This window comes from Clostridium intestinale DSM 6191 (genome assembly GCF_900130055.1).
Taxonomy (GTDB): Bacteria; Bacillota; Clostridia; order Clostridiales; family Clostridiaceae; genus Clostridium_T; species Clostridium_T intestinale.
Genome location: NZ_FQXU01000004.1, coordinates 440,118 through 453,446, shown reverse-complemented (window position 1 = coordinate 453,446; position 13,329 = coordinate 440,118). Strand labels below are relative to the sequence as shown.

Sequence of the window (13,329 nt, the reverse complement as noted above, 5' to 3'; positions counted from 1 at the left end):
TATGACTAAACATAGAAGGAGTGATTTTATGAACAGAGAAAATCAACAGGACGCATTTAAAGTTGCAAAAAAGATGATGATAGATGGTGAAGATTGGGATAAAATAATGCAAGAAACTAGACTTAGATTAAAGGATTTAAAAAGAATACAGCAAAATGAAATAGACCCACATTTCTAGGATTAAGTAAGAACCTATAAACTAAATAATTAGTTTGTAGGCTCTTTTTATATTATGGACTTTCTCCTTTAAGAAAATATTAAGAACATTACTATAAAAATATTAAGAAAATGAAGATATTATTAGTTTATAGAATAAAAGGAGTGAGTAGTAATGAAGAGCAAAGGGAAAGCATTAATATTTTCCATATTACCTGGAGGAGGACATTTCTATTTAGGTACTTATACTAGAGGAATTATTTTTCTTATAAGTTCAATAATATTTTCTATGAGTTTTAGAAACTATGGATACGGTCCATTTAATGCCTTTAACGGATTAAATAATTTATTTCATAACTTTGCCGTTTTGATTTGGATTTATTCAGCTATTGATGCTTATGTTAGTGCTGATTATATTAATAATGGCGGAATTAATTTGGAAGATGAGAGGAGTTTTTCTACTAGAAATAAAAATCTTTTAGGAATTATCTTGGCTTTAGTACCAGGATTAGGGCATCTTTATGAAGAGTATTCTGAAAAAGGATCTAAACTATTAGTTATTTTTATTGTAACTGCGGCAATAGGTGGATTTTTTAATACTGGACTAATAAATGACTTGTTGTTGATTTTATCAATATATTCAGTTTTAGATTTAATGGCAATGAGGGAAGGAAAAAGCTTTGGGTTTAAGGTAGAAAACTCAAAAGAGTTTAAGACAATTATTAAAATAGCAGGAATTGCTTTAATAGCATTTGGTATATCTCAAGGATTCCAAATAGCATCAACATATTTAGTTGATTATGGCTTTAACTATCTATTAAATATAGTTTCATTAGGAATGAAAGCTCTTATTTTAATAGTAATAGGTATGATTATATTATTTAAAACAAGAAAATAATTTTTTTAAAACAGTACACGATAAATCTTAATCGTGTACTGTTTTTTTTGTATATGAAACAAATATTTTTATGTTAAAATTAAGTGGTTAACTTAAATCATATTTTATACTATGATTAAATAATAAATTTGGACAACTAGTTTTATAATGGAATATTTTTAAATAATTTCAATTATAAAATTAATGCAAAAATTCGAAGCATATGCAATAATTATAGTATATAAACTGAAAGGGGAAAAACGATGGCAGTTAGAACAATCGTACAATTAGGCGATGAACATTTAAAAAAAATATCAGAGCCTGTGAAAGAAATTAATGAAGAAATATTAAACCTTGTTAAGGATTTAAAGGATACTTTAGCTACAGTTGAGGGAGTTGGACTTGCAGCTCCTCAGATAGCTGTGAATAAAAGAGTTATATATATAGACTTAAGAGATGGCTCAGAGCCGATTGTATTAATAAATCCTGTTATAACTGAAAAAGAAGGCAGCGAGATGGACTATGAAGGCTGCTTAAGCTATGTAGGTTATGAAGGTATGGTTGAAAGACCTACTAGAGTTGTAGTTCAGGCTTTAAATGAAGACGGAGATTTAATGGAATATGAAGCAACAGACTTTTTAGCTAGATGCTTCTGCCATGAAATAGATCATCTTGAAGGTATTATGTATACAGATAAAGCTACTGAGATCTTTGAACTTGAGGAAGAAGAGTACGAAGACGAAGATGAAGAAGAATACGAAGAATAAAAAAGCGACATTGTCGCTTTTTTTATTGTATAGGAAAGTAAAGTTTATATTGTAGACATTTTAGAAGAATTTATCTATAAAATGCCTTGAAGTCGCATAAACACTATATATAGTTATATATCTAGCTATCTATATAGAGAAATATATATCTAGATATATTCCTATTTCTTTATTGACATGTATTTTTTATAGAAGTATAATATCCTTTTAATGGGAAAAGAAGGTGATGTAATGCATAAAGATTTTAATGAAGAACAAGAAATTTTAAAACAAAAGATTAATAGAGTAGAGCGTGAAATAAAAAAAAGAGAAGATGAAGAAGAAAAGTTTAAGGATAAAATAGCACTTTTAAAAAAAGCAGCTAAGGGCAGTTATAACTTAGAGCTAGAAAATACAAAAATAATATATGATATTGTAAATAAAAATCTTCAGAATTATAGAGAATCTATAGTGAATCCATACTTTGGAAGGATTGATTTTAAAGAAGATAAAAAAATACCAGAGAGTCTTTATATAGGAAAACATGGAATATATAGCTCAGAGGATGGAGAAGAAATAGTAATAGACTGGAGAGCTCCTATATCAGATCTTTATTATAGTGGAACTGAAGGTGAAGCCTATTATAGATCACCTATTGGTGTAATAAATGGAAAGCTATTACTAAAGAGAAAATTTTTAATAAAAGACGGTGACCTTGAGAAGATTTTTGATGAGGGAATAAATGAGATAATATTAAAAGGTGAAGAAGTAGATCAGGAAAACCAATTAGTGGATGAATTTTTGAAGATTAATCTAGAGGAAAGTGCCGGTAGCAAATTAAAAGAAGTTGTGGCAACGATTCAAAGAGAACAGAACGATATAATTAGAGCTCCACTAAACTTCCCTATAATTGTTCAAGGATCAGCTGGATCTGGGAAAACTACAATAGCTTTACATAGGTTAGCTTATTTGGTGTATAGATATAATGAAAAAATAACAGGAAAAGATATATTGGTTTTAGCACCTAATAAGTTATTTTTAGATTATATATCAGAGATACTTCCAAACTTAGGAACTTATGATGTTAATCAAAAAACTTTTGCACTACTAGGAAAAGACTATTTGAACTTTAAAAGTAAAGTGTATTCAAGAGATGATAAGTTAAAAGAAATCCTTGAGGGTGATCCAGAAAAAAGTAAACTAATCAAAAACTCTAGTAAAGTAAAGGGATCTTTAGTATTTAAGGTTATACTAGATAGACTTATAACCATTTGGGAAAGAGAGTCACAAAACCTGAAGGATATAAAGGTTCAAGGTTTTACATTATATAATGAAAAAGAAATAAAGAGATTATATTTTAAAGATTTAGTACACTTTCCAGTAAATAAAAGAATAGAAGAAATTTATAAGTATTTTAAAAAGAAATTAGATAATACACTTGTAAAAATATATGAACAGCTAGATTTATTCTATGATTTGAAGATAAATAAAATCAAAAAGAATAATGAGGACTCAAAAGAGCGAAGAGAAAGATTAATTGGCATATATAATCAAAGAGATGAGATAAAAAATAATCTTAAAAAAGAAGCTTTAGTGAAACTTAAAGAATATTTTGATACATGGAACAGCTCTAGTGGAGAAGGACTATATTATAGGCTTTTTGAAGATGAAGAAATATTTAATGAAGCTACTGGTGGGAAAATACCTAAAGTGTTAGCTGATTTTATGAAGGAAGAAGTTTTAAATAACAGAGATAAAAATATAATAGATGAAGATGATATAGCTCCACTTTTATATTTAAAACTTAAAACTGAAGGGGTTAAAGAGGAGAATAAGTTTAAACATATAGTAATAGATGAAGCACAGGACTACTCTCCACTTATGTTTATAGTCTCAAAAATGTTGTCTATAGGAAGCTCTATGACAATAGTAGGAGACTTAGGACAAGGAATATATAGCTACAAAGGTATAGACAGCTGGGATGGGTTAATTAGGGATGTATTTGAAGGTGATTGCACTTATATATCATTAAGCCAAAGCTATAGAAGTACTATTGAAATAATAGATTTTGCTAATGAAGTTTTGAGTAAACAACAAAACGCTCCTAAACCAGCTAAGGCAGTTATAAGAAGAGGACCAAAACCTCAGTTAATTAAATTTAGTAATTTTAAAGAACTTGCATCGACTATAGACAATTTAGTAGAGGAAATAACTTCAACTAACAAAAAATCTATAGCTATAATTTGTAAAACATTTAGAGACTGTAAAAAGCTTAGAGATAGAATAAAAGCCTACAGCAAAACTCAGTGGACTTTAGTAAAAGAGGGAGATAGTGAGTTAGATGTAACTAATATAATACTACCATCCTATCTAACTAAAGGCTTAGAATTTGATTGCACTATAATATATGATGTATCTAAGGATGTCTACAAAGATAGTGAAGAAGACAAAAAGCTATTGTATGTAGCATTAACTCGTGCACTTCACAATGAGTATGTAATTTATAATGATGAAGTGAGTGAATTAATAGAGTAATATTTTTAGAAATGGTTGTTAGTAGAGTAGCTCTATGATAGAATTAATGTGAATTTAATAGTAACTAAAAATTCCCCTAAAATGGGGAATTTTTATTCTTTAGGAAGCTATAATAACTATAAATGTGGATAATTTTATTAGATTAATTTATAATTTAAGTGTTAAATTTACTCCTAAAGAATAAAAATGTAAATTGAGCGCCTGCCAGTTTTTCCTCACATGCGTTTGGAAAGGCAGATGCGCAAAAAAAATCGACGGCTCATAGTCGCCTTGGCGATTTTTTTATGAAGAAAATATAATCAAAAAGTGGAAAGGTGAGTATAATGGAAGAAAAAGAAATAATGTCATTTAAAGATGAAGATGGAAATAAAGTAGACTTTGAGGCAATAGCACGAATATATTTAGAAGAACAAGAATATTTAATACTATCACCATTAAATGGAGATGGCAATGAAGATGATGCATATATATTTAGAGTAGACTACGTAGATGAAAAGCAAGAATTAAACTTGGTAGAAGATGATGAGGAATTTCAAGCAGTTAAGAAAGAATATAAACAATTACTGTATTAAGGAGAGGGAAATATGGTAAAAAATGAAATTATTAAGGCGCTTAAAGAAAAGGGCGTAAGTGACATTGAGGAGATAAAATATAAAAGAGGTTATCTATTGGTGAAATTCTTTTATGATTTTGATGACGATGAAATATCAGCAGCTAGAACTTATTCAAATGAAGAGGGAACATATGAATCAGAAACAGAGGAATGGTTTAAAGAGTTATATCTTCCTTACCTTTATGATATCTCATTAGACAATGTTGAAGAGTATATAGAAGAGATAACAGAAGAGTATGAGATTCAAGGGCAATTTGTAGCTTATGATGTGGATATAAATAACCCAACCTTTGGAGAATTTTTAGCTATATTTAGCGAAGATGAAGAAGAAGTAGATATTGATGAAGTTGTAGAAGAATTAGATCTATAAAGATATATGATAAGCAAAAAAGAAACTCAATTAATTGAGTTTCTTTTTTTACGCAGAGTTATGCTATGTACTTTAAATATGTCCTTTTTTTTAAACCTAATTTATTCTTATAAGTTTTATAAAGTTGCTTTTGTTTTAAAGAAACTGACTTGTCCAAACTTTGACTTAAATTAAGAACTATTTTATTAGTAGGTAACAAAAACTTCAAAAAGAAGTTTAAAAGTGCTCTTTTAATTAAAATTTTTCTATCTAGTATATAACAACCCATACCCAACACCCCATTTATTAGTTGATACTTCAACAAATCTCTTAAGATAATTATAACAAATTCGGAAATTATGTAAAATCATTTCGTGTGTCAATTAATTACAAAAAATATATATGTTTGGACAAGTATTTACAAAAAAGTATTTTATAGTGCGGCTGTTTGTTACATAATGTAACAAATTAACAAAAATAGGAAATTATTCAAAAATAATTATATGTCGAAATAGTTAAAATTGATGTATTAAAGTTAGCAACAACAGCTGTTATATGATATAATTTTCCTTGATAAATGTTGAATTTATTTGTAAAATAGTTTTAAGTTTATCTGATGTCTAGCCATTGTAACACTCCTATCTTATATTAAAGTGGGATATAACAATGGCAGAACCCTAGACATTGTGCTCCATGTGGGCAAAGCACTCTATGAGTGTAAATTCAACTAAACTTCAGTGGTAGAACAAAACTCCCTATGAAGCTAAGTTTCACTTTATACAAGGAAGAAGGTACATAATGGATATAGATGCATTAATAGCAAGAATCAATGAATTATATAAAAAAAGTAAAGAAGTAGGATTAACAGAAGAAGAAAAAGAAGAGCAAGCTAAATTAAGAAGAAGATATATAGATTCAGTGAAAAGTAATTTTAGGGCTCAATTAGAGACCGTTAAACCTAATAAACCGACAAATAAATATAGAAATTAATTAATTTAATGATGGGGGCGTTTAGAATGACTGTGACTGTTGAAAAGCTTATCAAGGACTTTAACCTTGAAGTGCTAGTAGAAGGGTGTGCGAATAAAGAAATAACTGTAAGCGATATTAATAGACCAGGATTACAACTAGCTGGATTCTATAATTATTTTGCTGCAGAAAGAATACAGGTTATAGGAAAAGCTGAGTGGAGCTTCCTAGAAGACATGGGTATTGAAATTAGAAAAAAAAGATTAAATAAATTTTTAAGTTTTGATTCAACTTGTATTATCATAACAAGAGACTTAGAACCACATGAAGAACTTATAAAAGCTGCGGAAAAAAGTAAGGTATGGGTTTTAAGAAGTGATGCAATAACTACGAAGTTCATAAGTAAATTAACCATATATTTAGGTGATAAAATGGCACCAGAAACAAGACTTCATGGAGTGTTGGTGGACGTGTATGGTGTAGGAGTATTAATAACAGGAGAAAGCGGAATAGGTAAAAGTGAAACAGCTCTAGAATTAATAAAAAGAGGGCATAGAATAGCTACCGACGATGCTGTTGATATAAGAGAAATAGATGGGGAACTTGTGGGTTCATCTCCTGAAATAACTTTTGGAATGCTTGAAGTTAGAGGGATGGGAATAATAGATATCTCTGCTTTATATGGACTAAGCTCAATAATTCCATCAAAAGACATAAAATTAGTAATACATTTTGAGCATTGGAAAGATGATGGAGATTACGATAGATTAGGCACTAATGCAGAATTTATGGATATACTAGGGGTTAATGTTAGAAGACTAGTAGTTCCAGTAAGACCAGGTAGAAACATTGCAGTTATAATAGAAGCGGCGGCTGCAAACTATAGATATTCATTGATGTCTAAAGTTACTCCAGTAGATATTATAGAAAGTAGAATGAATAAACTTTAATATTATAGCTAAAACATAGGCATACTATAATAAATATTATAGTAAAGGTGGACCTATGATAATATATGATATTTCTAATAAATTTAAAGAAGTTGAGGAATGGGATAAAGAAAATAGCTTTTATTGGATAATACTACATGCAGAAGAGCTATATAATTTAGAACTTTTGTTGGATGAAGAGTGCATAGTTGAATGTATGGACTTTTCACAATCAGCACAAATTCATTACTATAATGATTATATATTTATGGTACTAAATGTACTGGATTTAAATAAGAAAGATGTTATCTCCAAGGAGCTTAACATCTTTCTTAGTCATAACTTCATTATAACTGTATATAAAGATAGGATAGCGGTTCTAGAAGAGATAATTCAAGATGTAAAAGCAAATAAAAATTGCTTTTCATTGAAGAAAAAAGGAAGACCAGAAGTTGTTTTGTATTATATATTAGACAGACTTATAATAAGAAACTACAACATTATGTCAGTAGTTGAAGAGATGGCTGATAAAGCAGAAATAGATATATTAAAATCTCCGCGGTCAAATCAAATAGATACTTTAGTATTTTTAAGAAGGCAGACCTACAAAATAAGAAAAATATTAAATCCTTTAAGATATATAGGAGATGCCTTAATTGCTAATGAAAATGGAATAATAGATGATGAGTACATAGAATATTTCAAGAATATAAATAATAAGATAAGCAAGCTCATGAAGGTAATAGAAACTTTAGTTCAAGACTTAGCTATGGTTAGAGAAGCCTATGAAGCTGAAATATCTAATAAGACTAATGACCTTATGAAGGTATTTACTGTGGTTACAACTATATTTTTGCCGCTAGAATTACTAACAGCAATATTTTCTATGGGATTTAACTACATGCCATTTAAAGATCATCCATATAGTTTTTTTGGAATATTAGCATTAATGTTAGCTATTGCCTTTGGTATGCTCTTATATTTTAAGAAACATAAAATGTTTTAAGGTAAATTTGAATATACTAAAAAATAGGTGTAAAATATAGTAGATATAAGGCAAGGAGGTATCGGTATGGAACAAAATTTAAGAAAAGAATATGCGTTAGCATGGGATAAATATGATGAAGAGGATCTTAAAAAGGTATTTTCAATAAGTGATAGATACAAGAACTTCATATCTAAATGTAAAACAGAGAGAGAATCAGTAGATGAACTTATAGTACTAGCTGAAAAAGAAGGCTACAGAAATGTTCAAGATATAATTAATAATGGAGAAACATTAAAAGCTGGAGATAAGGTTTACGCCAACAATATGGGTAAGACCTTAGCACTATTTTTAATAGGAAGTGAACCATTAGAAAAAGGACTAAGAATATTAGGAGCTCATGTAGACTCACCAAGACTTGATTTAAAACAAAATCCATTATACGAAGATGGTGGATTAGCTTTATTTGATACTCATTACTATGGTGGTGTTAAAAAGTATCAATGGGTTACTATTCCTTTAGCTATACATGGAGTTATAGTTAAAAAAGATGGAACTGTAGTTAAAGTTGAGATAGGTGAAGATGACAATGATCCAGTAGTCGGAATATCAGATCTTTTAATTCACTTAGCTGGAAAACAACTAGAGAAAAAGGCTAGAGAAGTTATAGAAGGCGAAGATTTAAATGTTTTAGTAGGTTCTATGCCTATTAAAAACAAAGAATTAAAAGAGAGAGTTAAAGAAAATATATTAGTTCTTCTAAATGAAAAATATGGAATAGTAGAAGAAGATTTTGTATCCTCTGAATTAGAGATAGTACCAGCAGGAAAAGCAAGAGATTATGGTTTAGATAGAAGTATGGTTATGGGATATGGACATGACGATAGAATATGTGCTTATACAAGCTTTGAAGCCCTTCTAGAGATTAAAGATACTGATAGGACGTGTGTAGCTCTATTTGTAGATAAAGAGGAAATAGGGAGCGTAGGAGCCACAGGAATGAACTCTAAGTTCTTCGAAAACATATTAGCAGAGATTATGGATAGAAAAGGTGAATATTCAGAATTAAAGCTTAGAAGATGTTTAAATAATTCTCATATGCTTTCTTCTGATGTAACAGCAGCTCATGATCCTAATTTCCCAGGAGTATTAGAAAAAAACAATGCTGCATACTTCGGTAAAGGAGTTGTATTCTGTAAATATACTGGAGCTAGAGGAAAGTCAGGATCAAATGATGCAAACCCTGAATATATAGCTCGTATAAGAGAAATAATGGATAAAAATGAAGTAGTATGGCAAACAGCTGAACTTGGAAAGGTTGACCAAGGAGGCGGTGGAACAATTGCCTATATACTAGCTCAATACAATATGGAAGTAATAGACTGTGGTATAGCACTTCACAATATGCATGCACCATGGGAAGTTGCAAGTAAAGCTGATATATATGAAGCTGTAAAATGTTATAAAGCATTTTTAAAAGAAATATAATAAAAAAGAAACCTTGGGTTCCTGTCAACTGATAGGGATACAGGGTTTCTTTTTTTATTTATAAAGGATTACCTGGATAAATAAATTAAGTTACATCCATATTGGAATAATTTATAAATTTATGTAATATATACTTGACTTACATAGAAGCTCGATGTAATATTAATACATAGAATTTCTATGTAAGGATGTGATAAATTTGGTGTCAAAGGATCTTATGGCTGCTTCAGCTAAACCCCTTATTCTTTCGATTTTAGCAACTAAAGAAAGCTATGGATATGAAATTATAAAATCAGTTAAGGAACTATCCAAAGATGAAATAACTTGGAAAGATGGAACTCTGTATCCAGTTCTTAAAAAGTTGTGTGAAAGTAAACTCATTGAATCAGAATGGAAGTCCATAGATGGAAGAAAGAGAAAATACTATAAGATAACAAAGCTTGGATTAGATACGTTAGAAGAAGAAAAATCTCAGTGGAAGGTAGTAAATAATACTCTAAATAGTTTATGGGGGAATTCGGCATGTTTGAATTAGAAAAAGCATTAAATCAGTGGAAAACAAAACTATATAAAAGCGATTCTTTTTGTGAATCGGATATATTAGAGTTAGAAGAACACCTGATAGATGAATTTAACTCTTTAATGAATACTACAAAGTTGTCAGAAGAGGAGGCTTTTTTAGTTTCTTGTAGTCGTATTGGTTCAGTAGACTTATTAAGTGAAGAGTTTGAAAAAGTGAATCTAAGAAGTATTTGGTTTAGGAAAATATTTATGTTTTTTTGTGGTTATATTTTAATATCATTTCTACAAAAATTCATCCTTCTTTTTTCTATTTTATTAACAGTGAACTTTAGCAAAATACAGTTATTAAAGAATATAAAATTGGAACATTCTAATTTTATAATAAGTACAGTTATAACATTAGTACTTTTATTAATTATGTTTACTTCAAAGTTCACATTTATAACTAAATTGCACAATAAATTTAGTAAACTCTTTTATAATAATAAATGGATATTTATTTTTTGTGTACTTATGATAGCACTGTTAAGTAGCTTTTCAAGTATTTTTTATACTCCAGCACTTCTTAATCATATAAGTATTGAAGACTACGGTAGAATATCTTATGGAAGTAACATGTTTATAGTAATATGGACGATACTAATAATTTTATCTACATCATTTTTATATCTAAAAGAACGTAATAGAGTAGCAACATAAAAAAGAGGCTTAACGCCTCTTTTAAATTTATTCTCCTAAATATGCACTTCTTATCTTATCATCATTTAGTAGTTCTTTAGCATTTCCTTCAAGAACTATTGAGCCAGTTTCAAGAACGTAAGCTCTATCAGCTATTGAAAGTGCCATGTGAGCATTCTGCTCAACTAATAAAACAGTAGTGCCAGCTTTGTTTATTTCCACAATGGTATCAAAAATCCCCTTAACAACTATAGGTGCTAGACCCATAGAAGGTTCATCTAGAAGTACCATTTCAGGTTTAGACATTAAAGCTCTTCCCATGGCTAACATTTGTTGCTCTCCACCAGAAAGTGTACCAGCTTTTTGTTTCATTCTTTCTTTTAATCTTGGGAATCTGGTAAAAACAGTTTCCATATCAGAATTAATTCCCTTTTTATCTTTTCTAAGATAAGCACCTAGTTCTAGATTTTCTAAAACAGTAAGGTCAGGAAAAATCTTTCTTCCTTCAGGTACATGTGATAAACCTAAAGAAAGGATCTTGTGAGATGGTATAGTTTTTAAAGAAGTATCTTTAAAACTTATATCTCCTGATTTAAAAGGAACTAAGCCTGAGATGGCTCTTAGGGTTGATGTTTTACCAGCTCCATTAGCTCCTATTAGAGTAACTATTTCCCCTTTATTAACCTTTAAAGAAAGATCTTTTAAAGCATGAATTCCACCGTAATATACATTAAGACTATCTATTTTAAGCATTTTAAGCCCCCTCTCCAAGGTACGCTTCAATAACTTTAGGATTAGTTTTAATTTCCTCTGGTGTACCTTCTGCAATTTTTCTTCCGTAATCTAAAACAACTATTTTTTCACAGATACCCATAACTAATTTCATATCATGTTCAATTAGTAATACAGATAGCTCAAATTTATTTTTAATCCAATTAATCATATTCATTAACTCTTGAGTTTCTTGAGGATTCATACCAGCTGCTGGTTCATCTAATAATATTAGTTTCGGCTCAGCGGCTAGTGCCCTAGCAATCTCAAGACGTCTTTGCTCACCATAGGAAAGATTTTTTGAAAGCTCATAAGCTTTACTCTCTAAACCAAAGTGAGAAAGAATTTCAAGGGATTTTTCTTCAATTTCACGTTCTTCTTTTGTAAATCTAGGTGTTCTAATCATTGCATCAAAAATTGTGTATTTAACTCTATAGTTAAAACTTATTTTGATGTTATCTAAAACAGTAAGATTAGAAAAAAGTCTTATATTTTGAAAAGTTCTTGAAATTTTCTTTTTTGTAATGTTATAAGGTTTAGAACCTTGGATTTCTTCACCAAAATAAGAGATGGAACCTTCAGTAGGTGAATAAACTCCAGTAAGCATATTAAATACAGTTGTTTTACCAGCTCCATTTGGTCCTATTAAACCAACGACTTGTTTTTCACCTATATTTAAATCAAAATCTGAAACAGCTTTTAATCCTCCGAATTGTATAGATAAATTATCAACTTTTAACATGGTTTATTCCTCCTTCCCTTTTTGAGGTGATAGTTTTTTGAAAATATTAAATGATATTTCCTTTGTTCCAAGTAAACCTTCAGGTCTAAATATCATAAGTGCAATAAGTGCTACTGGATAGATGATATTTTTAAAATCCTGTAGAGATCTTAAAGCTTCTGGTAATGCTGTTAAGATAAATGTTGCTATAACAGAACCAGATAATGAACCCATTCCACCAAAAACAACAAAAGTTAAAATTTCAATTGATTTCATAAAGTTAAATGATTGTGGTTGAATGAAAGTGTAGTAGTGAGCATAAAGACCACCAGCAACACCAGCTATAAATGCAGCTATAATAAAGGCTAATAGCTTATATTTAAAAGTATTAATTCCCATAGCTTCAGCAGCTATTTCATTTTCTCTAACAGAAATCATAGCTCTTCCAGGAGAAGAGTGAATTATATTATAAATAACAAGTACGGATAAAACCATTATGATAAATGCCCAAGAAAAATTAGTATTTCTAGGAATACCACTTAATCCTCTTGCACCACCTATTAAATCAGTATTTGTAATTATACCTTTTATTATTTCTCCAAAAGCTAGGGTAGTTATGGCAAAATAGTCTCCTTTAAGCTTAAGCGTAGGAACACCTACTATTAATGCTAGAGCAGAAGCCAGTAAACCACCTAAAACTAAAACCAAAATAAAAGGTAAATGATAGGTTTTAGATAAATAAGCTGATAAATAAGCTCCTATAGCCATAAAACCTGCATGTCCAAGTGCTAATTGACCTGTGAAACCAACTACTAAGTTTAGAGAAACTGCTAATATAATATTTATAAAAGCTAAAACTAAGATACCACTATAATAAGAATTTATAACTTTTCCATTGATAAGTGTTGAAAGTACTAGGTAAACAGCTACAATAACAGCAAATGTTATTAAAGATTTAAACATTGATTTATTATTTTTCATATATTTCAC

General features: G+C 29.5%; 16 protein-coding genes. 12 read left to right on the top strand and 4 right to left on the bottom strand.

Features of this window, described 5'->3' with window-relative positions; all coding sequences use genetic code 11:
- Window positions 1–28: 28 nt before the first annotated feature.
- From BUA92_RS23210 to BUA92_RS06055, 6 genes are all read left to right on the top strand, one after another.
- Window positions 29–178: a hypothetical protein gene (locus BUA92_RS23210; protein ID WP_021802843.1), complete on the top strand. Its 150-nt coding sequence runs from the start codon at window positions 29–31 to the stop codon at window positions 176–178.
- A gap of 153 nt (window positions 179–331) precedes the next feature.
- Window positions 332–1,054 carry a hypothetical protein gene (locus tag BUA92_RS06075; protein ID WP_073017756.1) on the top strand — a complete coding sequence of 241 codons (723 nt, stop codon included), beginning with the start codon at window positions 332–334 and terminating at the stop codon, window positions 1,052–1,054.
- A gap of 242 nt (window positions 1,055–1,296) precedes the next feature.
- Window positions 1,297–1,800 carry a peptide deformylase gene (gene def, locus BUA92_RS06070; protein WP_073017754.1) on the top strand — a complete coding sequence of 168 codons (504 nt, stop codon included), beginning with the start codon at window positions 1,297–1,299 and terminating at the stop codon, window positions 1,798–1,800.
- A gap of 210 nt (window positions 1,801–2,010) precedes the next feature.
- Window positions 2,011–4,314: an RNA polymerase recycling motor HelD gene (helD, locus tag BUA92_RS06065; RefSeq protein ID WP_242950076.1), complete on the top strand. Its 2,304-nt coding sequence runs from the start codon at window positions 2,011–2,013 to the stop codon at window positions 4,312–4,314.
- 323 nt (window positions 4,315–4,637) lie between these two features.
- Window positions 4,638–4,886, top strand: coding sequence for a DUF1292 domain-containing protein (locus BUA92_RS06060; protein ID WP_021802840.1), 249 nt, complete (start codon window positions 4,638–4,640; stop codon window positions 4,884–4,886).
- Between the two features lie 12 nt (window positions 4,887–4,898).
- A complete protein-coding gene (locus BUA92_RS06055; protein WP_073017750.1) occupies window positions 4,899–5,297 on the top strand; it encodes a hypothetical protein in 399 nt (132 codons plus the stop codon).
- A 58-nt stretch (window positions 5,298–5,355) separates the two neighbouring features.
- Here BUA92_RS06055 and BUA92_RS06050 read toward each other — a convergent pair whose 3' ends face one another.
- Window positions 5,356–5,565, bottom strand: a complete 210-nt coding sequence (locus BUA92_RS06050; RefSeq protein ID WP_073017748.1) for a hypothetical protein — start codon at window positions 5,563–5,565, stop codon at window positions 5,356–5,358.
- Between the two features lie 509 nt (window positions 5,566–6,074).
- Here BUA92_RS06050 and BUA92_RS06045 point away from each other — a divergent pair.
- From BUA92_RS06045 to BUA92_RS06020, 6 genes are all read left to right on the top strand, one after another.
- The gene (locus BUA92_RS06045; protein ID WP_021802837.1) at window positions 6,075–6,266 is read left to right on the top strand and encodes a DUF896 domain-containing protein; all 192 of its coding nucleotides are present in this window, start codon (window positions 6,075–6,077) and stop codon (window positions 6,264–6,266) included.
- Between the two features lie 26 nt (window positions 6,267–6,292).
- A complete protein-coding gene (gene hprK / locus BUA92_RS06040) occupies window positions 6,293–7,195 on the top strand; it encodes an HPr(Ser) kinase/phosphatase (protein ID WP_073017746.1) in 903 nt (300 codons plus the stop codon).
- 55 nt (window positions 7,196–7,250) lie between these two features.
- Window positions 7,251–8,180, top strand: coding sequence for a magnesium transporter CorA family protein (locus tag BUA92_RS06035; RefSeq protein ID WP_073017743.1), 930 nt, complete (start codon window positions 7,251–7,253; stop codon window positions 8,178–8,180).
- Between the two features lie 66 nt (window positions 8,181–8,246).
- Window positions 8,247–9,647: an aminopeptidase gene (locus BUA92_RS06030; protein WP_073017741.1), complete on the top strand. Its 1,401-nt coding sequence runs from the start codon at window positions 8,247–8,249 to the stop codon at window positions 9,645–9,647.
- Between the two features lie 202 nt (window positions 9,648–9,849).
- Complete coding sequence (locus tag BUA92_RS06025) at window positions 9,850–10,182, top strand: PadR family transcriptional regulator (protein ID WP_238903204.1); 333 nt, start codon at window positions 9,850–9,852, stop codon at window positions 10,180–10,182.
- Entirely contained in the window at window positions 10,170–10,868 is a 699-nt protein-coding gene (locus tag BUA92_RS06020; protein ID WP_073017739.1) for a hypothetical protein, read from the top strand. The genes BUA92_RS06025 and BUA92_RS06020 overlap by 13 nt, the downstream gene beginning before the upstream one ends.
- 27 nt (window positions 10,869–10,895) lie before the next feature.
- On the opposite strand, the gene BUA92_RS06015 is transcribed toward BUA92_RS06020, so the two are convergent.
- The 3 genes from BUA92_RS06015 to BUA92_RS06005 are packed head-to-tail and all read right to left on the bottom strand — an operon-like array spanning window position 10,896 to window position 13,320.
- The gene (locus BUA92_RS06015; RefSeq protein ID WP_021802831.1) at window positions 10,896–11,600 is read right to left on the bottom strand and encodes an ABC transporter ATP-binding protein; all 705 of its coding nucleotides are present in this window, start codon (window positions 11,598–11,600) and stop codon (window positions 10,896–10,898) included.
- A gap of 1 nt (window position 11,601) precedes the next feature.
- Window positions 11,602–12,360, bottom strand: coding sequence for an ABC transporter ATP-binding protein (locus tag BUA92_RS06010; RefSeq protein ID WP_073017737.1), 759 nt, complete (start codon window positions 12,358–12,360; stop codon window positions 11,602–11,604).
- Between the two features lie 3 nt (window positions 12,361–12,363).
- Window positions 12,364–13,320 carry a branched-chain amino acid ABC transporter permease gene (locus BUA92_RS06005; RefSeq protein WP_073017734.1) on the bottom strand — a complete coding sequence of 319 codons (957 nt, stop codon included), beginning with the start codon at window positions 13,318–13,320 and terminating at the stop codon, window positions 12,364–12,366.
- Window positions 13,321–13,329 lie beyond the last annotated feature (9 nt).

What these genes read in the sequence shown, in the direction of transcription:
- BUA92_RS23210 (WP_021802843.1), top strand. Translation starts at nt 29, where the DNA reads ATGAACAGAGAAAATCAACAGGACGCATTTAAAGTTGCAAAAAAGATG.
- BUA92_RS06075 (WP_073017756.1), top strand. Translation starts at nt 332, where the DNA reads ATGAAGAGCAAAGGGAAAGCATTAATATTTTCCATATTACCTGGAGGA.
- def (WP_073017754.1), top strand. Translation starts at nt 1,297, where the DNA reads ATGGCAGTTAGAACAATCGTACAATTAGGCGATGAACATTTAAAAAAA.
- helD (WP_242950076.1), top strand. Translation starts at nt 2,011, where the DNA reads ATGGGAAAAGAAGGTGATGTAATGCATAAAGATTTTAATGAAGAACAA.
- BUA92_RS06060 (WP_021802840.1), top strand. Translation starts at nt 4,638, where the DNA reads ATGGAAGAAAAAGAAATAATGTCATTTAAAGATGAAGATGGAAATAAA.
- BUA92_RS06055 (WP_073017750.1), top strand. Translation starts at nt 4,899, where the DNA reads ATGGTAAAAAATGAAATTATTAAGGCGCTTAAAGAAAAGGGCGTAAGT.
- BUA92_RS06050 (WP_073017748.1), bottom strand. Translation starts at nt 5,565, where the DNA reads ATGGGTTGTTATATACTAGATAGAAAAATTTTAATTAAAAGAGCACTT.
- BUA92_RS06045 (WP_021802837.1), top strand. Translation starts at nt 6,075, where the DNA reads ATGGATATAGATGCATTAATAGCAAGAATCAATGAATTATATAAAAAA.
- hprK (WP_073017746.1), top strand. Translation starts at nt 6,293, where the DNA reads ATGACTGTGACTGTTGAAAAGCTTATCAAGGACTTTAACCTTGAAGTG.
- BUA92_RS06035 (WP_073017743.1), top strand. Translation starts at nt 7,251, where the DNA reads ATGATAATATATGATATTTCTAATAAATTTAAAGAAGTTGAGGAATGG.
- BUA92_RS06030 (WP_073017741.1), top strand. Translation starts at nt 8,247, where the DNA reads ATGGAACAAAATTTAAGAAAAGAATATGCGTTAGCATGGGATAAATAT.
- BUA92_RS06020 (WP_073017739.1), top strand. Translation starts at nt 10,170, where the DNA reads ATGTTTGAATTAGAAAAAGCATTAAATCAGTGGAAAACAAAACTATAT.
- BUA92_RS06015 (WP_021802831.1), bottom strand. Translation starts at nt 11,600, where the DNA reads ATGCTTAAAATAGATAGTCTTAATGTATATTACGGTGGAATTCATGCT.
- BUA92_RS06010 (WP_073017737.1), bottom strand. Translation starts at nt 12,360, where the DNA reads ATGTTAAAAGTTGATAATTTATCTATACAATTCGGAGGATTAAAAGCT.
- BUA92_RS06005 (WP_073017734.1), bottom strand. Translation starts at nt 13,320, where the DNA reads ATGAAAAATAATAAATCAATGTTTAAATCTTTAATAACATTTGCTGTT.